General features: G+C 71.2%; 22 protein-coding genes and 2 pseudogenes. 14 read left to right on the top strand and 10 right to left on the bottom strand.

The window, feature by feature from the left end:
- Positions 1-33: 33 nt before the first annotated feature.
- On the bottom strand, positions 34-285 hold the full coding sequence (locus V6D49_RS25900; RefSeq protein WP_340563546.1) for an MbtH family protein: 252 nt from the start codon (positions 283-285) through the stop codon (positions 34-36).
- Between V6D49_RS25900 and V6D49_RS25895 the strand changes: the two are divergent.
- The 9 genes and pseudogenes from V6D49_RS25895 to V6D49_RS25865 form a co-directional block, all read left to right on the top strand.
- Positions 252-1,133 (top strand): annotated as a pseudogene (locus V6D49_RS25895) (condensation domain-containing protein); the annotation flags it as partial. The gene V6D49_RS25900 and the pseudogene V6D49_RS25895 sit on opposite strands and share 34 nt — an antisense overlap.
- A 74-nt stretch (positions 1,134-1,207) precedes the next feature.
- The gene (locus V6D49_RS26285) at positions 1,208-1,390 is read left to right on the top strand and encodes a hypothetical protein (RefSeq protein ID WP_445330607.1); all 183 of its coding nucleotides are present in this window, start codon (positions 1,208-1,210) and stop codon (positions 1,388-1,390) included.
- 29 nt (positions 1,391-1,419) lie between these two features.
- Positions 1,420-8,685, top strand: a complete 7,266-nt coding sequence (locus V6D49_RS25890; RefSeq protein ID WP_340563541.1) for an amino acid adenylation domain-containing protein — start codon at positions 1,420-1,422, stop codon at positions 8,683-8,685.
- A gap of 110 nt (positions 8,686-8,795) precedes the next feature.
- Positions 8,796-10,046 (top strand): MFS transporter, encoded by a 1,251-nt coding sequence (locus V6D49_RS25885; RefSeq protein WP_340563539.1) that lies wholly within the window; start codon positions 8,796-8,798, stop codon positions 10,044-10,046.
- Between the two features lie 10 nt (positions 10,047-10,056).
- Positions 10,057-10,302: a hypothetical protein gene (locus tag V6D49_RS25880; RefSeq protein ID WP_340563536.1), complete on the top strand. Its 246-nt coding sequence runs from the start codon at positions 10,057-10,059 to the stop codon at positions 10,300-10,302.
- 37 nt (positions 10,303-10,339) lie between these two features.
- Positions 10,340-11,563 (top strand): annotated as a pseudogene (locus V6D49_RS25875) (amino acid adenylation domain-containing protein).
- A 44-nt stretch (positions 11,564-11,607) separates the two neighbouring features.
- Positions 11,608-12,336: a phosphopantetheine-binding protein gene (locus V6D49_RS26280; RefSeq protein WP_445330606.1), complete on the top strand. Its 729-nt coding sequence runs from the start codon at positions 11,608-11,610 to the stop codon at positions 12,334-12,336.
- A gap of 6 nt (positions 12,337-12,342) precedes the next feature.
- Positions 12,343-12,729, top strand: a complete 387-nt coding sequence (locus V6D49_RS25870; protein WP_340563534.1) for a hypothetical protein — start codon at positions 12,343-12,345, stop codon at positions 12,727-12,729.
- An 80-nt stretch (positions 12,730-12,809) separates the two neighbouring features.
- Entirely contained in the window at positions 12,810-13,814 is a 1,005-nt protein-coding gene (locus V6D49_RS25865; RefSeq protein WP_340563531.1) for an NAD-dependent epimerase/dehydratase family protein, read from the top strand.
- Between the two features lie 36 nt (positions 13,815-13,850).
- On the opposite strand, the gene V6D49_RS25860 is transcribed toward V6D49_RS25865, so the two are convergent.
- Positions 13,851-14,108: a hypothetical protein gene (locus V6D49_RS25860; RefSeq protein ID WP_445330605.1), complete on the bottom strand. Its 258-nt coding sequence runs from the start codon at positions 14,106-14,108 to the stop codon at positions 13,851-13,853.
- Between the two features lie 424 nt (positions 14,109-14,532).
- Here V6D49_RS25860 and V6D49_RS25855 point away from each other — a divergent pair, with 424 nt between their 5' ends.
- Positions 14,533-14,847: a hypothetical protein gene (locus V6D49_RS25855; RefSeq protein ID WP_340563529.1), complete on the top strand. Its 315-nt coding sequence runs from the start codon at positions 14,533-14,535 to the stop codon at positions 14,845-14,847.
- Between the two features lie 361 nt (positions 14,848-15,208).
- Here the strand turns inward: V6D49_RS25855 and V6D49_RS25850 are convergent, their stop codons facing one another.
- Positions 15,209-16,504, bottom strand: coding sequence for an MFS transporter (locus V6D49_RS25850; RefSeq protein ID WP_340564344.1), 1,296 nt, complete (start codon positions 16,502-16,504; stop codon positions 15,209-15,211).
- A 99-nt stretch (positions 16,505-16,603) separates the two neighbouring features.
- On the opposite strand from V6D49_RS25850, the gene V6D49_RS25845 reads away from it, so the two are divergent.
- Positions 16,604-17,065: a winged helix-turn-helix transcriptional regulator gene (locus V6D49_RS25845; RefSeq protein WP_340563526.1), complete on the top strand. Its 462-nt coding sequence runs from the start codon at positions 16,604-16,606 to the stop codon at positions 17,063-17,065.
- On the opposite strand, the gene V6D49_RS25840 is transcribed toward V6D49_RS25845, so the two are convergent.
- From V6D49_RS25840 to V6D49_RS25830, 3 genes are all read right to left on the bottom strand, one after another.
- Positions 17,025-18,698 (bottom strand): DUF885 domain-containing protein, encoded by a 1,674-nt coding sequence (locus tag V6D49_RS25840; RefSeq protein ID WP_340563523.1) that lies wholly within the window; start codon positions 18,696-18,698, stop codon positions 17,025-17,027. The two genes, V6D49_RS25845 and V6D49_RS25840, sit on opposite strands and share 41 nt — an antisense overlap.
- 55 nt (positions 18,699-18,753) lie before the next feature.
- Entirely contained in the window at positions 18,754-19,257 is a 504-nt protein-coding gene (locus tag V6D49_RS25835) for a hypothetical protein (protein WP_340563520.1), read from the bottom strand.
- A gap of 1,299 nt (positions 19,258-20,556) precedes the next feature.
- Positions 20,557-20,874 carry a hypothetical protein gene (locus V6D49_RS25830; RefSeq protein ID WP_340563517.1) on the bottom strand — a complete coding sequence of 106 codons (318 nt, stop codon included), beginning with the start codon at positions 20,872-20,874 and terminating at the stop codon, positions 20,557-20,559.
- 281 nt (positions 20,875-21,155) lie between these two features.
- Between V6D49_RS25830 and V6D49_RS25825 the strand changes: the two genes are divergently transcribed.
- Together V6D49_RS25825 and V6D49_RS25820 are read left to right on the top strand one after the other, a co-directional pair.
- Entirely contained in the window at positions 21,156-21,728 is a 573-nt protein-coding gene (locus V6D49_RS25825) for a hypothetical protein (RefSeq protein WP_340563515.1), read from the top strand.
- Positions 21,728-21,901, top strand: a complete 174-nt coding sequence (locus tag V6D49_RS25820) for a hypothetical protein (RefSeq protein ID WP_340563512.1) — start codon at positions 21,728-21,730, stop codon at positions 21,899-21,901. The genes V6D49_RS25825 and V6D49_RS25820 overlap by 1 nt, the downstream gene beginning before the upstream one ends.
- A gap of 168 nt (positions 21,902-22,069) precedes the next feature.
- Here V6D49_RS25820 and V6D49_RS25815 read toward each other — a convergent pair whose 3' ends face one another.
- Positions 22,070-23,488 (bottom strand): WD40 repeat domain-containing protein, encoded by a 1,419-nt coding sequence (locus V6D49_RS25815; protein ID WP_340563509.1) that lies wholly within the window; start codon positions 23,486-23,488, stop codon positions 22,070-22,072.
- A 210-nt stretch (positions 23,489-23,698) separates the two neighbouring features.
- Here V6D49_RS25815 and V6D49_RS25810 point away from each other — a divergent pair, with 210 nt between their 5' ends.
- Positions 23,699-23,836, top strand: a complete 138-nt coding sequence (locus tag V6D49_RS25810; protein ID WP_340563506.1) for a hypothetical protein — start codon at positions 23,699-23,701, stop codon at positions 23,834-23,836.
- 272 nt (positions 23,837-24,108) lie between these two features.
- Here the strand turns inward: V6D49_RS25810 and V6D49_RS25805 are convergent, their stop codons facing one another.
- From V6D49_RS25805 to V6D49_RS25795, 3 genes are read right to left on the bottom strand one after another with little or no spacing between them, the layout of a single operon-like run.
- The gene (locus tag V6D49_RS25805; protein ID WP_340563503.1) at positions 24,109-24,453 is read right to left on the bottom strand and encodes a hypothetical protein; all 345 of its coding nucleotides are present in this window, start codon (positions 24,451-24,453) and stop codon (positions 24,109-24,111) included.
- A gap of 35 nt (positions 24,454-24,488) precedes the next feature.
- Positions 24,489-25,082: a hypothetical protein gene (locus V6D49_RS25800; RefSeq protein WP_340563500.1), complete on the bottom strand. Its 594-nt coding sequence runs from the start codon at positions 25,080-25,082 to the stop codon at positions 24,489-24,491.
- On the bottom strand, positions 25,079-25,417 hold the full coding sequence (locus V6D49_RS25795; RefSeq protein ID WP_340563497.1) for a hypothetical protein: 339 nt from the start codon (positions 25,415-25,417) through the stop codon (positions 25,079-25,081). The genes V6D49_RS25800 and V6D49_RS25795 overlap by 4 nt, the downstream gene beginning before the upstream one ends.
- Between the last annotated feature and the right edge of the window lie 23 nt (positions 25,418-25,440).

Here is a 25,440-nt window from a genome sequence, read left to right as displayed (position 1 = left end):
ACCCCCTTTTCAGGGTGGATGTCGGACGCGGGCTCAGCCCGTGGCGGCCATCCGCTCGCGCAGGCTGCGCGGGCGCATGTCGGTCCAGATCTCGTCGATGTGCGCGAGGCGGTCGGCCCGCGACCCCTCGGTGCCCTCGAGGTGCCAGCCGCCCGGCACGGCGATGGTCGCGGGCCAGATCGAGTACTGGTCCTCGTCGTCGCGGACGGTCCTCCGGTGTGGTCCGTGGTTTTGGTGTGCCGGGACGAACGATGCCCGCCGGAACCAGCCCGGCCGTAGGGACAAACGCGCACATCTGTCGTGCTCCTTCTTCCCTACTGACGCGGCGGCGCGGGCCCCAGTGTTGTGCCAACGAGTCCGCGCACCCCGGCAGACCACGGAGGTCGACAGTGGCCGTGACATCGTTCGCACAGCGGCGGCTGTGGTTCCTCGAACAGCTCAAGCCAGGCTCGGCGGACTACCTGCTGCCGCTGGCGCTGCGGCTCCGCGGCGCCCTCGATGTCACCGTGCTGTCCGCGTCGCTGGCCGCGATCGTGGACCGGCACGACGTGCTGCGCACCCGGTTCCGCGCGGTCGGCGGAGAGCCGGTCGCCGAGGTGACCGCGCCTGGTGGCGCCACGCTGGAGGTCGCCGAGGCGGCGGATGTGGCGGAGGCGTTCGAGCGCGAGCTGGCCCGGCCCATCGACCTCGCGGTGTCGCCGTTGCGGATGACGCTGGTCCGCCTGGCCGATGGCGATCACCTGTTGCTCGTCGTGGTGCACCACATCGCGGTCGACGGCTGGTCATGGGATGTGCTGTTGCGCGAGCTGACGGCTGGCTACCGGGGTGAGCCGGTGCCGCCGCCCGCCCGGCGGTACGCGGACTTCGCCCGGTTGCAGCAGGAGCGGCTGACCGAGCCGCGGATGGACCGACTGCTCGGCTACTGGCGGGACCGGCTGGCCGGGCTCACCCCGCTGGCGCTGCCCACTGACCGGCCGCGACCGGCGTTCTGGGACGGCTCCGGCGCCGTTGTCCGGTTCAACCTGCCCGCCGACGTGGTGGCCGCGGTGCACCAGGTGGCCGAGGCGAACCGGGCGGCCCGCTACATGGTGCTGCTCGGCGTCTACCAGTCGCTGCTGTCCCGCTGCACCGGGCACACCGAGGCCGAGGTACTCGGCGTCGCCAGGTCGGCCTGCACGACGACTTCTTCGTGCTCGGCGGCCACTCCATGCGCGCGGTGGCGGTGGAGACCCGGCCACGGGCCGCGTTCGACTGCCCGATCGACGTCCGCGACATCTTCCAGAACCCCACCGAGGAGCGGCTCGCGGCCGCGGTGGGGCGGCAGACCGTCGAGCAGATCTCGGCGATGAGCGACGACGAGATCGAACTGTCCCTGTCGCTGGACATCTGACCCGAATCGCGTACTGGAAGGACGAGACCATGACCACCTTCGCGCCCGAACCATCCGCCGCCCCGACCGGAATGTCCCCGGCGGCCCGCCGGTTACTCGAACAACGGCTCCGCGGCAAGGCCGACGCGGGCACCGCCCCGGCGGGTATCCCCCGGCTCGACCCGAAGGCGGACCGGTCCCCGCTGTCGGCCGCCCAGCAGCGGCTGTACTTCCTGGACCAGCTCGAACCCGGCAGCACCGAGTACCTGATGCCCGCCGCGTGGCGCATCGTGGGCGAGGTGGACACCGGCGCGCTGAGCGCCGCCGTCGCCGACCTGGTCGACCGGCACGCCCAACTGCGGACGGTCTTCCCGGCGGAGGCGGGCGTCGCGGTGCAGCGGGTGCTGCCGGTGGGCACCGGCCTCGCCGTGATCGACCTCACCGACGGCGACCTGACCGACAGCGAACTGGCTGAAGGCGATCTTGGCGAACTGGTGCGGGAACTGGCCACCCGGCCGTTCACCCTCGCTGACGAGCCGTCGTTCCGGGCCACCCTGGTCCGCGTCGCCGAGCGGGACCACGTGTTGGTGCTGGCCATGCACCACATCGTCTCGGACGGCTGGTCGCTGGCCATCCTGGTGCGCGACCTGCGCGAGTTGTACCGGGCCCGGCTCGCAGGCGACCAGCCCCGGCTGCCCGCCATGCCGATCGAGTACACCGACTACGCGGCCTGGCAGCGGCTGGAAGAGGACTCCGCGGCCGCGCATGCCGACCTGGCGTACTGGCGTGGCGCACTGGCGGGCCTCGCCCCGCTGGAACTGCCCACCGACTTTCCGCGCCCGGACACCCGGTCCTATCAGGCGCGGGCGCACCGGGTGGAACTGGCGGGCGAGCTGTCCGAGGTGCTGGACCGGGTGTGCCGACGGGCCGGGACCACGCCGTCCATGACCCTGATGGCCGCGTTCCAGGCCGCGCTGGCGCTGCACAGCGGCCAGGACGACATCGCCATCGGCACCATCTCCGCCAACCGGGACCGGACGGAGACCGAGAACCTGGTCGGCTTCTTCGTCAACACCCTGGTGCTGCGGTCCGAGCTGACCGACGACCCGACCTGCGCGGAATTCCTTGCCAGGACAAGGGAAGTCGTGCTCAGCGCGCTGTCCCACCAGGGTGTGCCGTTCGAGCGGGTGGTGGACGAACTGGCGCCGCGCCGGGACCTGAGCCGCAACCCGCTGTTCCAGGTGCTGTTCACCTTCGCCGAGGCAGACACCGAGGGTTTCGCACTCGGCGACGCGGCGGGCACCTCCTTCCCGATCGACCTGACCACCGCGAAGTTCGACCTCACCCTGGACGCGTCCGCCGACCGACTCGCCTTCGTCTACCGACCCGACCTTTTCACCGAGCGGTCGATCGCCGCGCTGGCCGCGCACACCGTCGCCGCACTGCGCGCTTTCGACCAGGCGCCGGACACCCGGCTCGGCGGTATCGAGCTGCTCACCGACGCGGAGCGGCACTGGCTGCTGAGCACCGACGGTCCCGGCGCCGTGGCCGACCACGCCGCCTCGCCCGCACTGGCCATACAACGGTTCGCCGAGCAGCTCCGGCGCGCACCGCAGGCGGTCGCGGTGACCGGCGGCGGCCGCACGCTGACCTACGCCGAGCTGGACGCCAGGGCGTCCGCGCTGGCGTCCCGACTGCGGGCGGCCGGGGCGGGACGCGAGTCGCTGGTCGGCATCTGCCTCGGCCGGTCGGTGGACCTCGCCGTCGCGGTGCTCGGCGTGTGGCGGGCAGGCGCGGCCTACCTGCCGATCGACCCCAACCACCCGGAGGCGCGCCGACGGTTCATGGTGACCGACGGCGGGGTAGCCCTGGCGGTGGCCGACACCGGCGGCGCCGACGCGCTGGCCGGCCTACCGGTCGAGGTGATCGCGCTGGACCCGGCGGACCCGCTGGGCCCGGTGCCGGACGAGCCACGGGCAAGCCCGGCTCCCGACGACCTGGCGTACGTGATCTACACCTCCGGGTCGACCGGGCGGCCCAAGGGCGTCGAGGTCACCCACGGCAACCTCGGCTGGCTGCTGGACGCCGCGGACCGGCACTTCGACTTCGGTCCCGACGACGTGTGGACGCTGGCGCACTCCTTCGCCTTCGACTTCTCCGTCTGGGAGCTGTGGGGTCCGCTGACCAGCGGCGGCCGGGTGGTGGTGCTGACCGCGGAGCAGACCCGCGACCCCGAGCGCGTGCACCAGGTGCTGCGCCAGGAGCGGGTCACCGTGCTCAACCAGACCCCGGCCGCGTTCAAGGGCCTGCGCGCCCAACTCGCCCAGCAGCGCGCCGACATCGGCGACCTCGCGCTCCGCTACGTGATCTTGGGGGGAGACGCCTTCGACGCCCGCGACTACGCCGACTGGTTCACCGGCAGGCGACCCGCGCTGATCAACATGTACGGCATCACCGAGACCACCGTGCACGTCACCTTCCGGGAGATCACCGCGGCGGACACCACGGCGCGGGCGTACTCGCCGATCGGTCGGCCGCTGGCGGGCCAGCGGGGCTACGTGCTGGACCGCGGGCGGCGGATGGTCCCGGTGGGCACCGTCGGCGAGCTGTACGTCTCCGGCGGCGGGGTCGCCCGCGGTTACCGCAACCGGCCGGATCTGTCCGCGCAGCGCTTCCCGGCCGACCCCTTCGGCAGGCCCGGCAGCCGGATGTACCGCACCGGCGACCTGGTCCGGGTGCTGCCGGACGGACAGCTCAGCTACCACGGCCGGGCCGACCACCAGGTGAAGATCCGCGGCCACCGGATCGAACCCGGCGAGATCGAGAGCGCGCTGCGCGGCTGCCCCGGGGTGGCCGACGCGGCCGTGGTGGCCAAGCCCGACGAGCACGGCACCGTCCGCCTGGTCGGCCACCTGGTGCCCGCGGACGGCACGGACCTCGACCCGGCCGCGCTGCGCGAAAGCCTGCGGGCCTTCCTGCCCCAGTACATGGTGCCCGCGCTGTTCGTGGCGCACGCCGCGCTGCCGATCACCGGCAACGGCAAGGTGGACCGCAAGGCTCTGCTCGCCGCCGACAGTCAGGGTGCGGCCCAGCGGGCCGAGCATGTCGAGCCGGCCACCCAGACCGAGCGGGTGCTGGCAGGTGTGTGGGCCGAGGTGCTCAGGGTCGACCGGGTCGGTGTCACCGACAACTTCTTCGACGTCGGCGGTGACTCGATCCTCGCGCTGCAGGTGATCGGGCTGGCCCGCGCGGCCGGGTTGCGGCTCAGTGTCGCCGACCTGTTCCGGGCCGCGACGCTGGGCGACCTCGCCACGGTGGCCACCGCGAGCGGGGACGCCGACGATCCGACCCCGGTCGAACCGTTCGCACTGCTCACCCCCGCGGATGCCAGGCTGCTGCCCGACGGTATCGAGGACGCCTACCCTGTGACCAGGCTCCAGGCGGGCATGCTGCACGAGCTGCTGGCCGACCCGGAGCGGGGCTCCTACCACAACGTCACCGCGCTCAGGATCACCGTGCCGGAGGGCTTCGACCTGGCCGCGTTCCAGGCCGCGGTGGGCGCCGTCGTCCGGGCGCACGACATCCTGCGCACCTCGATCGACATGGTCGGCTACTCCCAGCCGGTGCAGGTGGTGCACCGGGCCGCCGCGCTCCCGGTCGGGTACTCCGACCTGCGCGGGCGCTCCGCGGACGAGCAGCGGGCCGCCCTGCGGCGCCATGTGGCGGCGGAGTTCACCCGCCGGTTCGACCTCTCCGCGCCGCCGCTGGTGCGCATCCACCTGCACCAGCTCACCGACATCGACCTGCGCCTCACCATCACCGACTGCCACGTGGTGCTGGACGGCTGGAGTCTCACCTCGTTCGTCGCCGACCTGCTCGAACTGCACCGCGCCGCGAAGGTGCTCGGCCGCGCGCCGCGGCTACCCGTCGCACCGCGCTTCGCCGACTACGTGGCCCTCGAACTGGCCGCCATCACCTCGGCGGAGGGGCTGGCGTTCTGGCGGGAATCGCTGCGCGACTTCCGCCCGGTGCGGTTCGCCCGGCGTGACCCGCTGCCCGGTGAGCCGGTGCTGCACGAGGTGCGCCGCTCCTTCGGGGAGCTGACCGAGCGGATCGGCGAGCTGGCCAGGCTGGCCAGGGTACCCCGCCGGACCGTGCTGCTCGCCGCGTTCTACCACACCATGAGCCTGTTCGGCGAGGCCGCTGGAACGGCGGGCGGCCACTCCGTCGGTCTGGTCACCAACGGCAGGCCGGAACAGGCCGGGGCGGAACGGATGCGCGGGCTGTTCCTCAACACGGTGCCGTTCGGGGTACCGCGCACCGGGGCGAGCTGGCTCGAGCTGGTCCGAGACGTGTTCGCCGCGGAGCAGGACATGCTGCCGCACCGCAGGGTGCCGCTGGCCACCATCGCCGATCTGCGGCCGGGTGAGCCCAACCTGGTCGAGGCCGTCTTCAACTACGTCAACTTCCACCGACTCACCAAGGAGACCTGGGACGACTCGCTGGAGATCGCCAGGACCATGTTCCCGCTGGCCATCAACGCGGGCGTGGACGGCTTCGCCATCGATGTGGACCCCGGCCACATCGCACCGGACACCGCGACCCAGCTCGCCGACGTGCTGTGCGCGGTTCTCGAGTCGATGGTGGCCGATCCACACGGACACGTCACCGCACCCGCGCTGACCGGGCCTGCGCGCGAGCGCGACCTCACCGAATGGGCTCCGGGTCCGGTGCGGCCCAACACGGCCCTGATGTTCCACGAGTGGGTCGGCGAGCACGCCCGGCGCACCCCGGACGCGGTGGCCATCTCGCACCTGACCGCGGCGGGCGCGGTCACCGAACTGAGCTATGCGCGGCTGCACGAGTCGGCCAGGGAGTTGGGCGGCTATCTGCGCACGCTCGGCGTCGGTCCGGAGACGGTCGTCGGAGTCTGCGTGGACCGGGGACCGGACCACGCCAGGGCGGTGCTCGGCGTGCTCGAAGCCGGTGGCTCCTACCTCCCGATGGACCCCCAGGTGCCCGCGCAGCGGCTGGCGTTCATGGCGGCGGACAGCGGGATGGCGGTGCTGCTCACCCAGTCCGGCCTGGTCGGCACCGTGCCGTTCGACGGGCCGACGGTCCGACTCGACCAGCCGGTTCCGGTGCACGACCGGGAGCTGCCCGGGATCCCCGCCGGGGCGGACGGCACCGCGTACGTGATCTACACCTCCGGCTCGACCGGGACGCCCAAGGGTGTCGCGGTGCCGCACCGGGGGATGGTCAACATGCTGGAGGCGCAGCGGGACCTGATGCGGCCGACGCCCGGCGAGCGGGTGTTGCAGTTCGCGTCCGCCTGCTTCGACGCGTCCGTGTTCGAGCTGGTCTGGCCGCTGGCCAATGGCGCGACCATGATCACCGCCGACCAGGACGCGCTGCGCCCCGGCCCTGATCTGGCGCATACGCTGCGCACCACCCGGGTGACCTCGGCGATCCTGCCCGCCAGCGCGCTCGCGGTGCTGGCCGACGAGGAGTTCCCGGACCTGCGCCTCGTACAGACCGGGGGTGAGGCATGCCCGGCCGAGATCGCCGACAGATGGGCGCGTGGCCGTGCCTTCCACAACCTGTACGGGCTGACCGAGGCGTCGGTCTGGTCGACCTACTTCGAGTACCGGCCGGACGGTGGCCGCCCGCCGATCGGGGTGCCGATCCGCAACGCGTCGGTGCACGTGTTGGACCGGGACATGGGGCCGGTCCCGGTCGGTGTGCCGGGCGAGATCTACCTGGGCGGACTGCCCACCGGGCGCGGCTACCTGAACCGGCCCGGCCTGACCGCCGCGACCTACCTGCCCGACCCCCACGGCGAACCGGGCGCCCGGCTGTGCCGCACCGGTGACCTCGGCCGCAGGCGAACCGACGGCTCGGTGGAATGGCTGGGCAGGCGGGACTCGCAGGTGAAGCTGCGTGGGTTCCGGATCGAGCTGGGCGAGGTGGAGCACGCGCTGGGGCAGCTTCCCCAGGTGCGGCAGGCCGCGGTGCTGCTGCGCACCGACCTGCCCGGCGAACCCGCCCTGGTCGGCTACCTGGTGCCGCGGGGCGCGCCCCCGGTGATCGAGGAGGTGCGGCAGGCGCTGCGGTCTCGGCTGCCCGCGTACATGGTGCCCAGCCGATTCGTTGTGCTGGAAGCGATGCCTGTCAACCGCAGCGGCAAGGTCGACCGCGGTGCGCTGTCCCGGCCCGCCGCCGACCGCGACGACGCTTCCGGTGTCGACTACGCGCCGCCGAGCACGCCGACCGAGCGAATCCTCGCCACGGTGTGGAGCGAGGTGCTCGGCGTGGACGGCATCGGCGTGCACGACGACTACTACCGGATCGGCGGCAACTCGCTGTCCACCGTGCGGGTCACCGCGAAGGCCAACGCGCTCGGGGTCCCGCTGTCGGTGCGGGACCTGGTCGAGCGGCCCACCATCAGCGTACTGGCCGCCCACCTGGACTCGGCCGCGGCCGAGCAGGCCGACCACGCGTCGATCAGCTCCGAGGTGCGGCTGCGGAACGGCGGTGGGACGCCGCTGTACTGCGTGCACCCGGCCGGGGGCAGCGCCATGTGGTTCGTGCCGCTGGCGCGGGCGCTGCCGGAGGGCGTGCCGGTCCGTGCCTTCCAGGCCAGGGGCCTGCTCGGCGGGGTCGACCCGCACACGGTGCCGGAGATTGCGGCCAACTACGTCGCCGAGATCGTCGGACACGGCGAGCCCGGCCCGCACGCCCTGCTCGGCTGGTCGATGGGCGCGAACATCGCGCTGGAGATGGCCGGTCAGCTACTCGACGCGGACCACCCGGTGGCACCGCTGCTGCTGATCGAGCCATACATGCCCAACCCGGTCGCCCAGCGGCGCCTGGCCTCGGTGGAAACCGCCATGATCGAGGCGATGCGGTTGCGGGACCAGGTGCGGGCCCTGCCACCGTCACCGGAACGCCACGCCGCCTCGGCCCACCTGCGCCGGCTGCTGCTCGACGCCGGTATGTCCAGCAGTGAGGCCGGACTGGTCGAGGACGCGCCGATCGAGGTGTGGCACTCGCTGCTCGGCGCGCTGGCCCGCTACCAGCCGAGGCCGTACCGGGGGCACGTCCACCTGGTGGTTAGTGCGCAGGCGGCCGAGGGCGGACCGATGCCCGGCCTGGACGTCGACTACGACGCCTACCTGCGGCACTGGCACGGGCTCGCGCTCGGCGGGCTGACGGTGCACGTGACGCCGGGCGACCACTCCACCGTTCTCGCCGAGCCCCAGGTCCGCGTGTTCGCGACCCTGCTCGGCGCCATCGCGAAGGAGACCTCCCGATGACCACCATCCTGACCAGGGCGGCCGAGGCGGGCCACGACCACGACTGGCAGCCGTCGCTGCTGAACCGAAGCCTCACCGCGCTGCCGGTGCGGTACTGAGCGGAGACGACCATGACCACGACACTGTCCGAATCTCCGTCAGGCGGTAGGCTGTTCGCCTCGGCCCGGCTGCCATCGTTTCGGCTGCTCTGGCTCGGCCAGGTGCTGTCCCTGCTCGGCGACGGGTTCAGCTACATCGCGTTCGCCTGGATCACCCTCAGCCTCACCCAGTCCACCCTCGCCCTCGGCATCGTGCTCGCGTTGCAGGCGATCCCCAGGGCGCTGCTGACGATGGTCGGCGGGTCGCTGTCCGACCGGTTCTCCGCCCGCGCCCTGATGACCATGTCGAGCTGGGCACGGGCTGCGGTGATGACCGCGGTGGCGGTGGCGGGCTTCGCGGGACTGCTCAACATCGTGCTGCTGTGCGTGGCCGCCGCGCTGTTCGGTGCGGTGGACGCGTTCTTCCAGCCCGCCAGGATGTCCATCCTGCCGACCGTGGTGGACAAGGACATGCTGGTGCCCGCCAACGCGCTGCTGTCCGTCGGCTCCCGCGGGGCGGCGGTGCTCGGCCCCGCGATCGGCGGCGTGGTGGTGGCGTTCTCCGACGCGCACTTCGCGTTCCTGGTCGACGGTGTCTGCTTCGCGCTGTGCGGTCTGTGCGTGTCGCGGGTCCGCACCCTGCGCGAGCCCGCCGCGCCCACCGCCGAACAAGGGCCACTGGAGTCGATGCTCACCCGGATCAAGGCGGGGATTCGCTTCGCGGTGGCCGACCCGAGGATTCGCAGCATGGTGGCTGCCGACATGGCGGTGACCTTCTGCTACGCCGGGGCGTTCACCGTGGGGTTCGCCACCCTGGCGAAGACCCAACTGGACGGCGGGGCGACCACGCTGGGCATCCTCAGCGGGGCGCTGGCGGGCGGCGCGATGCTCGGCGGCTTGGCGGGCGGCGCGGTCTCGATCCGACCGCGGGTCGGCCTGATGGTGGCCGCGCTGACCAGTTGGCTGGCCATCGGCATGCTCGTGCTCGGCCTGCTGCCCGGCACGGTGACGGCGGTGGCGGCGGTGCTGGCGATGGGCTTCGGCATCGGCTTCGAGGGCGTGTTCACGCTTAGCTGGGTTCAGCGCAACGTCGACGAGTCGATGCTCAGCCGGGTGATCTCGTTCGACATGGTGCTCGGCTACGCGGTCGCGCCGATCTCGCTGGTGCTGTGCGGGGCGCTCGCCGACGTCCGCCCCGATCTGATGTTCATCGGCGCGGCGGTGATTCTCGGGGCCACGACCGTCGGCGTGCTCAGCTCCCGGCCGGTCCGGGAAATGCGGTAGGGGCGGGTCGATGGAGACCGGAGCGGACCACATCGCCGAGCACTGGTGGCGGCCGGAACGCGGCAGGGCCGCCACCGGCTACCCCACCGACCTGACCGCGCATTCGTTCATCGCCACGCAGGGCGACCGGACACCGGACGCACCCGCCTGTGTCACCACGGGTCTGCCGGGCGGCGGCGACAAGGTCATCACCTACCGGGAACTGCTCAGCGTGGCCTCGACGCTGGCCGCGCGGGTCAAGGATGCCTTGCAATGATCACCAATCGGACGACGGATGACCTGACCACGTCTCCCTGCTGGCCGACCGGGGACCCGGCGCGCTGGTCGGGATGCTCGGCATCATCCGGTCCGGCAACGCGTTCGTCCCGCTGGACCCGGCGCTGCCCGACGAACGCCTGGTGTTCATGCTGTCCGACTGCGGCACGACCGTGCTGGTCACCGAAGCCCGTCATCGGGAGCGGGCCGAACGCCTCGCCGAGCGGACCGCATCGGTCCACACGCTACTGTGCAGTGAGGACGATTCGGCCGTCGAGCCTCCCGGCGACGCCGCGGGCGATCCCGACCGGGGCTGCTACGTGATCTACACCTCCGGCTCGACCGGCACCCCGAAGGGGGTGGTGGTCAACCACCGCGATCTGGTGCCGCTGCTCGCCTGGAGCATCGGGTATTTTCCGCTCGGTCCCGGCACGACGGTCGCGCAGAACCTCAACCACGCGTTGGACTTCGGGGTATAGGAGCTGCTGTCCACGGTCTGCGCCGGGGGCACGCTGTACTTCCCCGCCGAACCGGCGGCCACCACGCCGGAAGGCTACGTGGCGCTGATCGTCCGGCACGGGCTCACCGCCGTGCTCACCACACCGTCGTTCTTCGCGGCTCTTGTCGCTGTCGGCGCGCCGATGCCCTCGCTGCGGATCGTCCACCTCGGCGGCGAGGAGGTGACCGACGCGCTGGTCACCGGCGCGCGGCGGCTGCTGTCGCGGGACTGTGCGATCTACAACGGGTACGGCCCGACGGAGGCCACCATCAGCTGCGCGATCCACCGGGTCGGGCCTGCCGATCACACCGGCGAGACCCGGGTGCCGATCGGCACCGCGTCGGCCGACAACCACCTGTTCGTGCTGAACGACGCGCTCGAACCGGTCGCCGACGGCGAGATCGGCGAGCTTGTCGTGGGCGGGGACGGGGTCACCCCCGGCTATCTGGGTCGCCCGGAACTCACCGCGGCGTCGTTCGTGACGCCGCGCTGCGTGGGCGGCGAGCGGGTCTACCGAACCAGGGACCTGGTGCGCCGCGGCCCGGGCGGCACGCTCGTCTTGCTCGGCCGAGCCGACCACCAGGTGAAGGTGCGCGGCTACCGCGTCGAACTCGGCGAGATCGAGGCGGCTCTGGCGGACCATCCATCGATCGCCGCCTTGGTCGTCGTGGTGCGGGAGCCGAGGCCGGGGGTCAAGGTCCTGGTCGGCTACCTGGTGGGCCATCGACGGGCGATCGACGGGCGGCGGATCGTCAGGGGCTGATCGACGCCGCCCTGGCGCGCGCCCGCTCGCGGCTACCGGAGTACATGGTGCCCGCCCGGCTGGCCGTGCTCGACCGGCTGCCGCTGACCCCGAACGGCAAGGTGGACCGGAGCGCCCTGCCGGACCTGGCCGGTGCGCACGGCGGGCCGAGCACCGAGTTGGAGCGCGAGCTGACCTCGATCGTCGGCCGCGTCCTCGGCATCGGTCAGGTGAGCGTCGGCGACAGGGTGTTCGGCCTCGGCGGCAACTCGCTGCACGCCGTCGAGGTGCTCGCCGAGCTGCGCGCCCGATTCGCCGCCGAGCGTTGCTGCACGATTTCCTCGCCCGACCCGACATCGCCTGCCTGGCCGCCGCGGTGGCCGCCGCTTCCGAGGGGGCCGCATGAACCCGCGACACCGGAACGTCCTGCACCACGGTACCGAACCGGACGTCGTGCTGACTGTCGACTTCGGACTCGGCCGGTCGGCGGCCGGGTTCGCGGACCTGCTGGCGAACCTGGACATGCGGTTGACCGTCCTGGAGGCCCGCCACCTCGGCGACGCACCCCCGGACCACCATCTGCGACGGTTGGCGGAGGACATCGTGAGCAGCGGCGCCACCGTGCGAGTGGTGCTGGGCTACTGCGCGGGCGACACCCTGGCGCTCGGCCTGGCCGAACTCCTGTCCACCGAGTTCGGCCGGCGTCCCGATGTGATGTTGTTCGACCCCGAACTGATCGGCCTCGACTCCCTCTACGCCCAGTTCTCCCGCTCGGTGGCCGTCGTTGGCGCTGACCTGTCTTGCCGACGAGATCGACACGGCGCTCCGGCGCGGCGGTCGTCGACGGTGCCCCCGGCGATGTCGAACGGGTCGCGGCCGAGCTGTCCCGGGACTACCGGCGACTGCCCGAGGACGCGTTCGGCCGGCTCCGCCTGCCCGCCGAGCCGGCAGGCGAACTCACTGACCGATTCGGCGACTTCATGCGCTACCTGGCGGTCGCCAACCTGCTCCAGCACCGCGCGTGGAGCTGCCTGCCGGTCCTGGTCCGCACGGTGGACCAGGACTATCCGCTCCCGGCGGGCAGCCGGGCGATCCGGCTGGACCACACGGCACGGGGTCCGCTGGGTGATCCGGTGGCCGCCAGGGTGGTGTCCGCCGCGCTTCGACCGATAGGCGCCGACCGCTGAATGCGAGGCACCCGTGCCCGCCCGAGGACGAGGCACCGGTGGGCTTGGCCGAGCGGGCTGAGGCATGCCAGGGTTACCCCATGCGGTTACTTGTCCTCGGTGGAACGGTGTTTCTCGGCCACGAAGTGGCGGCCGAAGCGGTGCGGCGCGGCCACGACGTGGTATGCGCAGCCAGGGGTACCTCCGGTTCGGTGCCGGACGGAGCGACCCTGGTGCGGGTGAACCGGGACACCGACAGCGGTCTGGCGCCGCTGGCCGTTGAGCGGTTCGACGCGGTGGTGGACATGGCGCCGATCTCCTACCCGTGGGTGCGCCGAGCCTTGCAGGCGCTGGCCGGGTCCGCTGGGCACTGGACGTTCGTGTCCACCATCAACGTCTACGCCGACACCGCGACGGTGGGTCAGCGGGCGGACGCCGCACTGGTCGACCCGGTGCCCGAGCAGTCGTCCAGGGAACTACGCGACGGCGACCTGGAGGGCTCCCAGCGCTACGGCGCGATCAAGGTCGCCGGAGAGAACGCGGTCCGGGAGACTATGGGCGAGCGGGCGTTCGTGGTCCGGCCGGGGCTGATCGTCGGACCGGGAGATCCCTACGACCCGTTCGGCTACTGGCCCGCCCGGTTCGCCCGCGGCGGCCGCGTGCTGGTGCCGGACGTGCCCAAGCAACCGGTGCAGTACATCGACGTTCGCGACCTGGCCGGGTGGATCGTCGACGCGGGCGAGCGGGGCCTGGCAGGCGACTACGACGGGGTCGGCCCCGCCCAGCTCCTGCCCGACCTGCTCGCCGAGATCGCGGCCGCGGTCGGTGCGCCGGTCGAGCTGGTGCCCGCCTCGTCGGAGCGGCTGACCGAGGCCGGGGTGAACCAGTGGTCCGGGCGGCGCTCACTGCCGTTGTGGCTGGGGCCCTCGCACCACGGCCTTGGCGGCCGGGACGCGCAGCCGTCGCTGGACGCCGGGCTGCGAATCCGACCGCTGGCCGACACCGTCGCCTCGGTTCTGGCGTGGGAGCGCGAACGCGGGCTGGACCGTCCCCGCAACGCCGGACTGACCCTTGCCGAGGAAGCCGAGCTGCTGCAAGGGATATGAGCGGGGCAACCGAACTCGTCCGTTGCCATACGTCCGTCAAATCAGTCCGGCCCGCAGGGCGCGGGCCAGCGGCTCCCCTGGAGCGTAGGCGTCCGGATGGGCTGACAGCTGCACGGCTTGGGCGGCCTGGGTGATGGTCATCTGCTCCCATCCGGCCATGGCGAGCAGCGCCTCGTAGAAGCGGTGCGCGGCGTAGGCGGGGTCGAGGATCTCCTCGGCGGTGCCCCACCCCATTGAGGGGCGCTGCTGGAACAGCCCCAGACTGTCCCGGTCGCCGTGTCCGAGGTTCCTCAAACGGCTTTCTGGTGCGGGAGGGGGAGCAGCCCGGGTACACCGCGCTGCTGTCCACCGGGACGGCCGGGACGTGGCGGCTGCGACACGCGCAGGTGCATCCGCCGGACGCGCTGCTGGACGTGCCGAGCCCGGACCGCCGTGACCCGGATGACTCCGGGGGGCCGTGGTGGGTGGTGCCATCGGCCGGTCCTGGGCAACTGATGACGCACCGCCGCCGCCGACGCCGGCAGCGGCCCCGCTCAGGACGCCGGTCCAGCGCTGGAATCCCCGCCGAGGACGGCCCGGCCGAAGAGGGGCAGGCCGACGAGAGCCGGTAGAGCCCACTTTGGGGGCCCGGCGTCCCGCGGGTCCCCCAAACACCCCCGCGGCGGTCGGCGCCGCAGCTAGCGTGAGCACAGCCACACCAGCGCAAGAGGAGGCAGCCATGCCGGAGAACGGGACGATGAGGACCTGGATCGACGGCCGCGAGGTGGACGTGCCGGCCACCAGGCCCGACGTCCGGGCCGCGCTGCCCGAGGGCAGGCGGGCGGACTTCGACCGCGAGATGAACGCCGCGACGGTGCTGACCATCCACCACGTCCTGCGCCGGTGGATGCTGGAGGCGGCACCGGACCCGGCCGCCGACGCGGCACTGGACCGGCTCGCCGCTGAAGAAGCCGAACGCCGGGGGGGCCGCGTGAGCTACCGCATCGCCTACGCCACCCCGGCCGACGAGGGCAGGACGCCAGCAGCCCGGTAGGCGGTCGCTAACGACCGTGAACATTGAAGCGTTCCACAGCGTGGGAGTGTCGCGGGACATTGCGGTGTCGAGTCGGCCGGGAAGGCGCAGCAATACCCTGTCCCGGGCGGTGACGATCTCCAGGACGGGGTACTCGGCGCCGGTCCGTATGGCGGGATGGTCCTCGACGAGCTTCCCGCTCGTCGGGCTGACGATCTGCTGACAGCGCACGATCACCGCATGAGCGTAGAAGCCGCCAAATAGCACGGTTGACCCGGGCGTCAGCGACGGCCCAACCCATGCTCGGGCTAGATCGTGGCGGGCGGACCTAGTCCGGGGCCGGGAAGCTGGCGTAGCGTCTGAGAGGCACCTTGGTCGCCCATCACCGTGGACGACCTCGCCGCAGCCCGCCAATATCCCCAACCACCATGGTTACACCGAACGTTTGACCCTGTTCCGGCGCGGCGTTGGCATGCGTCCGCACTGGCCGCGGTTCCGCCGTACCGGGCCGGAGGTGGGTGTCGACCGACGGGACGCGTCGGTCGACTGCCCATACGGCCAGCGCGCAGGTCGCGAAGGCGGCTCCGAGGACGCTGGTGCCGCCCCAGCCGTGTGCGGAGAAGACGGCGGTGGTCGCGGCGGCACCGAGGGCGGAGCCGAGCGAGTAGAAGACCATGTAGCTGCCGATGACACTGCTCGTGCGGTCCGCGTGTACGACGGCGAGTTGATGCTGGTTGCTGACGTGCACGGCCTGAACCGCGAAGTCGAGCAGGATCACTCCGACCACGAGCAGCCACAGGGACCACGGCAGCTGCGCGATCGTCGCCCACGAGAGGATGAGCAGGGTGAGGGCGAGACCGGTGACAGGCGCCGCCCTACCGGCGTCCGCCCACCGCCCCGCGCGGGCAGCGCCCAGTGCGCCGGCGAGTCCGGCGATGCCGAACAGCCCGATCTGGCTCTCGCTCAGCTGCCACGGGGACCCGGCGAGGGGGAGGGCGAGCCCGCTCCACAGCGTCCCGAACGACGCGAACAGGAAGAAGGCGATAAGTCCGCGGGTGAAGAGGGTGCGGTCCCTGAAGAGCCCGCCCAACGAAGCCACGGCCTGCCCGCACCCGGAGGTTCGGGGCGGTCGCTGCTCCTGCGGCAGCACGGCCAGGACGAGCGCCGCCAGACCGAGTGAGAGCAGCGCCAGTACGGCGTAGACGCTCCGCCAGCCGGCCACCTCGGCGAGCGTGCCGGTGACGACCCGGGCACCCAGGATGCCGACGACGACACCGGAGGTCACGACCCCGATGTTCCGGCCGCGCTCGGCCGGGGGCGACGCCGAGGCAGCGTAGGCCACGGTGGTCTGTACCACCACGGCGAACAAGCCGGCCACGGCGAGGCCCACGATCGCGATCCACGTCGTGGACGCGACCGCAGTCAGGAGGAGGCCCAGAGCCGTCAGCGCGAGATGCGCGGCGATGAGTCGTCGCCGGTCGGCCACGTCGCCGAGCGGAACCAGGAGCATCAGCCCCACGAGGTAGCCCAGCTGGCCCGTCGCGACGATCCAGCCGGTGAGTTCTGGCGAGAAGCCGAGATCGCGTCCCATCGGTTCCAGTACCGGCTGCGCGGCGTAGATGCTCGCCACCGCAACGCCGCACACCACTGCGAGCAGCAGCCGCCGCCACGCGTTCATTGCGAAGTCCATCGCACTCCAGCGTCGATGAGTAGCAAATTGCAACTGATTCGACGCTACGGCATGATGGTTTCAATACGCAACTCTTCGGGAGGTGTCATGCCGCGCATCGCCGCAACCGCCCGGGACGGCGAGTGGTCCGACCCGGACTGCCCCGTCGCTCGCACGCTCGACCTCGTCGGCGACAGGTGGAGCCTGCTCGTCATCCGCGACGCGATGGACGGAGCGCGTTCGTTCACCGAGTTCCAGCGCCGTACCGGCATTGCCCGCAACATCCTCACCGACCGCCTGCGCAAGCTCACCGCGCACGGGTTCATCGTCCAGCGCACCGCGCCGTCGGGGCGTCGCCGCGAGTACGTGCTGACGGACGCCGGCCGCGACCTCTTTCCCGTGATCGTCGCCCTGCGGCAGTGGGGGGAACGCCACGCTTTCGCCCCCGGCGAGACCCACTCCGTGCTGGTCGATCAACACGGAGAGCCGGTGCCGGACGTCTCCCCCACCCTTGGCGACGGCACCCTGCTCACTCCCGACACCACCCAGGTGCGCAAGGTCGGATCATGAACCCGGGTCCCGGCCGGGCTCGGCACGCGTCAGTACCGATCAGGCGAACGATCCACCGCACGCGCGCCAGTTCCGCACGCAACAGATCCAGGCCCATGGGACCCAGATCCAGGGCCTTCTTGTGGAACCGCTTCAGGTCGAAGGCGGGTCCGTCCCGGCGACGGGCCGCCTCCCGGGTCTCCAGCCACACCTTCTCCCCCAGTTTGTAGGCGATGGCCTGGCCGGGGCGCCCCAGGTACCGATCGATCTCGAACTCGACGAACCCCGGCTGGCTCATGCCACAGTGCTCCATGAGGAACTCGCGGGCCAACTGCGGCGTCCAGCGCTCCCCCTCGTGGAACCCCGTTCCCGCGGGGATAGGGAGGCGCAGGTGCAGCCCGAGGTCCAAAACGACCCGCGCCGCCCGCCACTGCTGGCCGGCCAGCATCCCCAGTCGGTAGGCCGGGTCCGCGAAGTACCCCAGCTCGTCCATCAGGCGCTCGGCGTAGAGACCCCACCCTTCGACATGGCCGGGGTGCAGCTCGCACGACAGCCGCTGGAAGCGGTTCAAGGTGGCAGTGTTGAGGGTCGTCGTACCGAGCTGGAGGTGGTGACCGGGGGCGCCTTCGTGGAACATCGTGCTGGGTACGGTCCACGTCGCGATCGGCGCGTCGGAGTCGGGCAGCGGCCACCACACCGTCCCGGGGCGGGGCTGGTCCTCGCTGGGAGCCAGGTAGAAGACGACGCCTTCACCGGACGCGACCCGGCACTCGATCCGGCGCAACGGCTCGGGAATCACGAAGTGTGCTCCGTCGAGGTCGGCGACGGAGCGGTCGGCGAGTTCCTGGATCCAGTCGCGGAACGCTTCCGCGCTCGCCATGAGATAGCGCGGGTCCTTGTCCAGCGCCGCGAGAACGGCCGACACCGGTTCGCCCGGCCTGAGCTTCGCCGTCGCCTCGGACATGTCCCGCCGGATGCGGGCCAGTTCGTCCCAGCCCCACTGGTAGGTGTCCCTCAGGTCCAACCGGGTGCCCAGGAACTCCCTGACCCCCAGGTGGTAGCGGTCTTCGCCCAGTGCGTCCGCAGCCGGCACGTCTGCCGTCAGATCCCCCGACAGGTAGGACGCGAAATCGCTCAACGCCGTGTTCGCGGCGGCCGCAGCCTCGTCCAGGACGCCCCGCAGTGCGCCTTCGCCGTGCCCGTGCGGCAGACCGGCCATAAACCGGCGCATGTTCCGGCACTCGCGCGCGTTGCGGACCACTTGGCGGTAGGGCGCGACCCGCCCACGGCGCCGCGCGGCTTCCAGGCTCTCACGCATCCCCGCCAAGGCTCCTGGAACGGCCCGCATTCGTGCCAGCAACGCGTCCCACACCGTGTCCTCGCCCTGATCGAGCAGCTCCACCGCTTGCCGCACCCGCTGGACAGGACCGTCGAGCGTGTCCAGCAGCGTGGCGTACGCGTCGGCCTCGGCCAGTGCGACCTCTGTGGCGAGGCGCTCCCGCAGCACCGCCGCCGCGACACGTTCGGCGTCGTCCGCGAGCGGTGTCGCTTCCAGGGTGCGACGGGCCAGTTCCGTCCGCTCCCGTGCCCCTGCGGGCTGAAGTCGGTGAGTCGCTCCTCGTGTCCGGTGACGCCCATCGCCGCGGCCAGGCACGGATCGGCCGCGGCCAACTCGTCGACGTATCGGTCCGCGAGAGTACTCAGAGCCGTCATGCCGACACCTCCGCCGGGGTGAGGGGCGGGACGGGGCGGGTGCGAACCGAAAGCGATGCGAACATGTCGACGATCAAGGCTCGGGTGTCCTCGGGGGTCTCCCCCGAGACGATTCCGGCGAGGGCCGTCTCCCCTGCCTGGTAGGTGATGTGGTCGGGAAGAGGCGATCCGGGCGTCAGCTCGTTCCAGACCACCACGTGCGGGCTGTCCCGGAAGGCCGCAGCCCCGTCCAGTCCCGGGAACGTCCGCTCCTTTAGGTGGTGACCGGGGTGCACAAACCAGCCGTACCAGCGCCGCTCGGCCGGTGGCTCGGGGAGGGCTTCGGCGACGGGCTCGCCGAGCAGCGCGCGCAGCTCGTAGGACGGCAGGTGTACGCCGGTGGCCAGCTCGACGGTGGCCACCACGTCCGCTCCACCGACCCGGTTGCCGACCTCGAGAAACACCAGCTCTCCCTTGTGCGCGATGGCCTCCAGGTGGAAGCTGCCGTCCTCGATCTGCACGGCGGACATGGCACGTGAGACCCGGGCGTGCATCTGCGGGGAGCAGTCGATCTGGCAAGTTACTCGCTCTGCTGCCGAAGCCGCCTAACGCAACCCTCGCGCTCCGTGCGCACATATGACGACCCACGCCGTCAACCAACTCGAGTCCAGGGCCCAACGAGCCGTGGACGACCCGGACTGGGAGATCAAAGCGTTCGCGGAAGTTGCCGGCCTGGGCCCTGCGGCGATGACCCGGGTGCTCTTCTAGACACTCCTCAGCCGCAACTTCGTCGACACAAGCCTGCCCGACCTTGCGGCCGCCCTCCCGGATGCCGCCGCAGAGGCGTCGTCGCCACCCGCTCCGCAAGCCACGAAGCAGCACGCCGATGACGCGCTTGCCGACCTGATCGACACCCTCAGTTCATGTCCGGACTCCTGGGATCCGGCCACCGCTTGGGAGACCCTTCACCGCCTGATCGTGTTCAGCCCTGACGAGCGCAGCGAGGTAGAGCACGATCGTCGGATCGTTGCCAGTGGAGCCCGTTCTTTGCTCCGGCTGTGCGAGCGCCTGGCCCCCAGTCTCGGAGAACGTCATGCGGTTCTAGCGGTGCTTGCCGCCACTGACCTCCAGCATGTACCCGTCGGTATCAGCGAACCGCCACGCACCTGCGGGCAGGCGATCCGTGAGGAAATCGAATCAGCTCTGCTACAAGCCATCTCCGGCTCCTGAGTCGAGTTCAGCGCGATTCGCTCAGCCGTTGCGCCCGGGCAGGCGTCTGGCGATCTCCTTCGGAACTGCCCCTAGACCCCGGCCACGATCCGCTGGTACGGCACGAGGAAGAGCCCCCATCCCCCCACCGCGCACACGCCCGCCACCGCTACCGCCCCGGCCCCGGCGAGCCGCAACCGGCCACGCAGCCTCAACCGCCGACCGCACACCGCCACAGCGGCAGGCAGCGGCGCCACCACCGGCACCGGCACCGGCACCGGCACCGGCACCGGCACCGGCCCAGCGCCTCCCACGGCGACACCGTCCGCCGCTCCCGACCACCCCACCGCGCCCGCGACTGCGGCCGCTCCACCACATCACCCAAAGTATCTATCCGAATACGCAAAATGACTGACCGCACGCACCGTACCGCCCACCAGACCGCCGCGAAGCGGCGGAACCAGGGCGCGGAGCGCCCGGAACCCCCGTGAGCCGCGAAGCGGCGAACAACGCTGAGGGCGCGTCAGCGCCCTCCCCCACCCACCACCAGCGCCCGACCCACCACCAGCCCAGGCGCGGAGCGCCCGACCCCGCCCGTGAGCCCCTGGGTTTCAGCCTCCAGACGGCCCGTCGTGCCAGCGGAACCAGGCCCGGTCCTCATGTATGTGCAAGAGGAACTCGTCAACCGGTCCTGATGACGACAGCAGAGTCAAGGCGCCTTCGATCCGGTCATAGGCGTCATCAAAGCGCTCGAACTCCTCCGCCTCGACGATGACGTGTACCTCGTCGAACCACGGCTTGACCTCTTCGAAGGCGCGTTCGGGGACGAATCGGCCTCGCAGCCAGGGGAAATCGGCTTCGTCCACGGTGATCGTGCCCATAAGAGCGTCCTCGCGCATCAGACGCCACACGGTCTCGTCCTGGCTCATCCCAGTCCCCTGGCCTCCGTCGTCTGGCTCACAGGGCCAACAACCTGCCCTATCCCCCCGTCCAGCAAGAGGCTATGGACACCGGCAAAGCGCGCCTTCGGCAGGGGTCATCTTCCCGAACTGAGCTGAAGCGGGGGAGCGACACGGGAGGTCACACGATCGGGCGAGGCTTCTTCGCAGGTCAGGGCATGCATCGCTATTCTCCCGAGCGCACAGTCCGCGCATACCCGAGAGCAGACCCTGCGCACACCCGCAGCAGGGGCAACGGAGAGGCGTCCTACATGACGACGGCCAGAGCCCGGCGCCACGCGATGACGAGCCGGGACCTGGACGTCCGCCAGTGGGTCGGCAGGTGGCGTGCCGTCACCTGCGATCAGGTCACGCGCGAGTTCGACCGTCGAGCGGGTAGCACGCGGCGCCGGGAGGTGTACGAGCGCAGGATGCGCGCGCTGCACGGCCTGGGGCTGCTGCGGCAGGCCGGGCCGCTGGGCGACCGTCCCCGCGTCCACTGGCTGACCCGGGCCGGGATGACGGCGGCCTCCCTTGAAGGCGCCCCCGCTTCCCCGAGCGTCGCGGAGCTCGTGCACGACCTGGAGGTGGTCGAGCTCGCCGACCACCTGACGAGAATCCAACCCGACCATCACCTGGTCACCGAGCAGGAGATCCGGCACTGCGAACCGAACCCGTCCTCCGGACCGGCGCGCGGCTGCGGTCCGACATCGAGATCGGCGCAGGCCGGGGAACCGGCGGCCGCGCCTTCCCCGACCTGGCGTCGGTCGTCACGACGGAGGACGGCGGTGAGCAGGTGTGGGTGCATGAGCTGGAACGCGCGCGCAAAGGGCGAGCACGGCTGATGACGATCATGCTGTCCTACGCCTACGCCGAGCACGTCCACGGCGTCGTCTACTGGGCCTGGCCCGACCTGGTCGACCTGCTCCAAGGAATCGCGGAGGAGGCCAACCAGACAGCGGAAGCAGCCGGGATGCGGCCGTGCGTCATCGTGCGGCCCTGGCAGCCCCGACTGTAGGGAGTGCGGCAGGTGTGCTCCTGGGTGTGCGCAGGGCCTGCTCGGCTGGTTCCTTAGAAGCCGTTTTGACCCGTGGCTATGCGCCCATGCGAGCTGCCCCACACCCCACACCAGTCAACGGCGGGCCGGGAACCGATGGCTATGCCGAAGATGCCGGGGACATCGTGTTCAACTGCCCCTGACCGGGATCGCGGTGAGATCCGCCGTCGCCCATAGGCCTACCGGCTTGTCGTCCCCGCCAGCGGCGAAGAAGCGGCCGTCGGGGGAGAAGCCGACGGCGCGGAAGGTGCAGGCGTGGCCGATGAGAGGCGGGCCGAATGGGCTGCGGGACACCGGGTTCCACAAGCGGACGGTGCGGTCCATGCTGACCGAGACCAGCAGCCGCCCGTCGGCCGAGAACGACAGGCCCCGGACCGCGTTGCGGTGACCGGTGAGCGGATCGCCGACGGGCTCACCGGCGCACGGGTTCCAGAGGCGGACCGTCCCGTCCCAGTCGCCGGAGGCGAGGAGGCGGCTGTCGGGTGAGAACGCCAGTGCCCGGATCTCGCCGCTGTGCCCGATCAGCGGTTCGCCTTCCGGCTCGCCGCCGTCCGCACGCCACAGCCGTACCGTGGCATCGGCGCCTCCGGAGGCGAGCAGGCGTCCGTCCGGCGAGAACTGCACGGCTTCGACGCCTCCCGTGTGCCCCGCGAGCGGGGCGCCGACCGGCTTTCGGGTCACCGGATCCCACAGTCGTACGGACCGTTCGCCGCCCCCGGTGGCCAGCAGGCTCCCGTCGGGGGAGAAGGCAAGAGTCCGGAGTGCCCTGCCGTTCTCTGCGAACGGCTCGCCCACGGGCGCACCGGTGCGCGGATCCCACAGCCGCACGGACCTGTCGCGACCCGCTGTCGCCAGCAGCCGGCCGTCTGGTGAGAACGCCACGCACCTGGCCCCCTCCCCGTGCCCGGTAAGAGGGGTACCCACGGGCTCGCCGGTAGCCGCGTGCCACAGCCGGACCAGCGGGTCGTCGTTCACGGTGGCGAGGATTTTCCCATCGGGTGAGAACGCCAAGGAGCGCGCGCCGCAGCTCTGTTCGCCAAAGATGAGGCGGGCCTCGGATACGTCGGTTGCGGCGGCGCGAGCTGCGGCAGGGGCTGGTATAGCGGCAGGGGCGGGCGAGGTGGCGGCAACGAGAGGCGCCGAGGCCGGCGGGTCGAAGTCCGGTTCCGGGGCGGCAGGGCGGCGGGCCGCAGGCGGCTGCGCCGTGCGCAGCAGCTCCAGGTCACGCCAGCGCGTGCGCCAGACCTCCAGGCGCGGGTCGTCGCGACCGAGTGAATGTGGGCGGCCCTCATGGTCGTGGGCGAGCAGTGTTCGCACCAGTGCCATCACGAAGTCCAAGCGCGGCAGCCGCTTGCCGTTCAGCGTCTCGCTGACCGCCGCGGCCGACAGGGGCCGGTGCCGGGGAGCGCGCCGGGCGATCTGCCGCAGCGGCAGGTTGCCGCGCTCAATGCGCAACGCTTTCAGGTCGGCAGCGAACACGGCCAGCCGCCGGCCGAAGTCGTCCTCCGGTGAAGCGGTGGTGCCATGCACGGCGTCGCGGTCGACCACCCATCACCTCCTGGCGCGTGCCCACCAGGATAGGGAACAGCCCTGGTATACCAGCGGCGTTCGGCGGAGTTCGGTTCGGTACGGGTTCGTTCGCGGCATGATGCCGACGGCGGCTGGCTGGGCTGTGCTGGAGGCATGACACTTCTTCCGCTACTGATCGGCCCTCTTCAGCGCGTGCTGCTAGTCGCTCTGCTCGCCCCAGCTCTGCTCATGGCGCTTTCCGCTACCATCCCCGCCCTGGCGGTTCTGCCGTTCCTGACCGACGGCACCGACCGCGCGGTCCGGCTCCTGCGGGCGCACAACGCGTACCTTCGGACGCTGCTGACCACGAGCCCGTCCACGCGGTGAAGCCTGCATCCGTACCCCCTACAGCTCGGTGGTCGACTGCACGTCGACCCCTCCGTGGCGATCGCCGCGGGGGCGACCTGCACGTCCGTGCCGCGTACTTCCATCCCGGGTAGCTGGCTCACTACGGGAGCGGGAAGGTGTGGCTACACCTCGATGTAGGCGACGACGACCACGGTTATTTCGGGTTGCGGCGCCTTCTCTGCAGGTCGGGGTGATCTGGCAGCGTGAGGGACGTTAGGCATGTAGCCGGTGTCGGCTGAGCAGGACAACTGTCATGGGTCGACTCGGCGGACTCCCGTGCAGGCCAAGACGACGCTGGCATCCTTGGCGAGGAAGAGCATGAAGGCCCAGGTTCTGTCGCGCGTGAAGATGCAGCCGATTCGCAACGGCGCGGTGCCGCACTGGGTGAGGATGTCGACGGTGGCTGACAGGGCGAGTGTCTCGGTGCCCCGTTTCCGTGCGCGCCGGTGGCGGACGGCGTAGATGCGGGCAAGTCGCTGACCGGGGACGGTGCCGTCCCAGATGACGAAGTCGCCTCCGACGAGAAGTGCTGCCTTCGCTGGTTCGCAGGCTGTGGTCTGTTCGTTGAGCATCTCGGCCAGGGCTGCCCGGTTCACCTGTCCCCTTCCTGCCCTGGATGCCGGAGCTGCACTCAGTCGTTGTAGTGGAGCTGCTGGCGGGTCCAGAGAGTGAGGTCGCTGCTGGTGGCAACGGCCAGGGTGAGGCCGGAGGGTGAGAATCCGGCGGTGCGAAGTTCTGAGTGCTCCGAGTGGAAGGCGTGCCACCATGCCTCTCCTGCTGGGCCTTTGTGGGTCCCGCCGTCTGCTGAGAGGATGACGCGGTCGTGGGGCCATTCCGGGCTGACGACGTCCAGGGTCCAGCCGTCGGGGGTGGTGCTGTGGAGGCCGCCGCCGAAGATACCGGCGATGCGGACCTGGGTGCCTTCGATCGGGCCGGGACCGGGGCAGGTGAGGTCTGGGTGGGCTTCGGGGGTGCTGGTGTCGGGGTTGGGGTTCCGGTCGCGGGCGATCTTCTCGCCGGTGACCGCGTTGAAGAGCCCGTGGCCGTCGCTGGAGACGACCATGACGAGGTCGTGCCCGCTGTCGGGGTGAACGGCGAAACCGATACCGAGCAGGCCGCCGATAGGGGTTCTGCGGTCAAGTACCCGCTGCCATGGCTCCGGAACCAGCATGACGGGGGCGGCAAGGTAGCGCTCGCGCCGCTTCTGCTGGTACTCCGTGATCAACTCGTCTCCTCGGTGCGGTTCACGTCGAGGGTCTCTCGCGCAGCGGCCCAGGTCGACTGAAATTCACGCTGGGTGATCTCGGTAGGGCCGTCAAACCCTTGCCACCCGTGCAGATTGCCCTCCGCAAGGACCCCATACTTCCTCTCGTAGGCGGTCATCGCCGCGAGGTCGGCGTGGTCCCGGGTCTCGATGACCTCCGTCAGGGAAGCCGCAGCCACGGGCCGGCGTTGAGGTCCTTGCAGGTCGACCTGCCGTAGCGCCCATCCGTTGTCGTCGGGTTCGATGTACGACCAGGTGTCGCTCTCGTCGTCGTAGGCGCGGATCCAAGAGGTCACGTTGACATGATCTCGCGGCGGGC

Origin of the sequence: Streptomyces sp. GSL17-111 (assembly GCF_037911585.1) — a bacterium.
Lineage (GTDB): Bacteria > Actinomycetota > Actinomycetes > Streptomycetales > Streptomycetaceae > Streptomyces.
The sequence above is the reverse complement of the archived record's forward strand: the minus strand, read 5'-3'. Positions and strand labels throughout refer to the sequence as shown.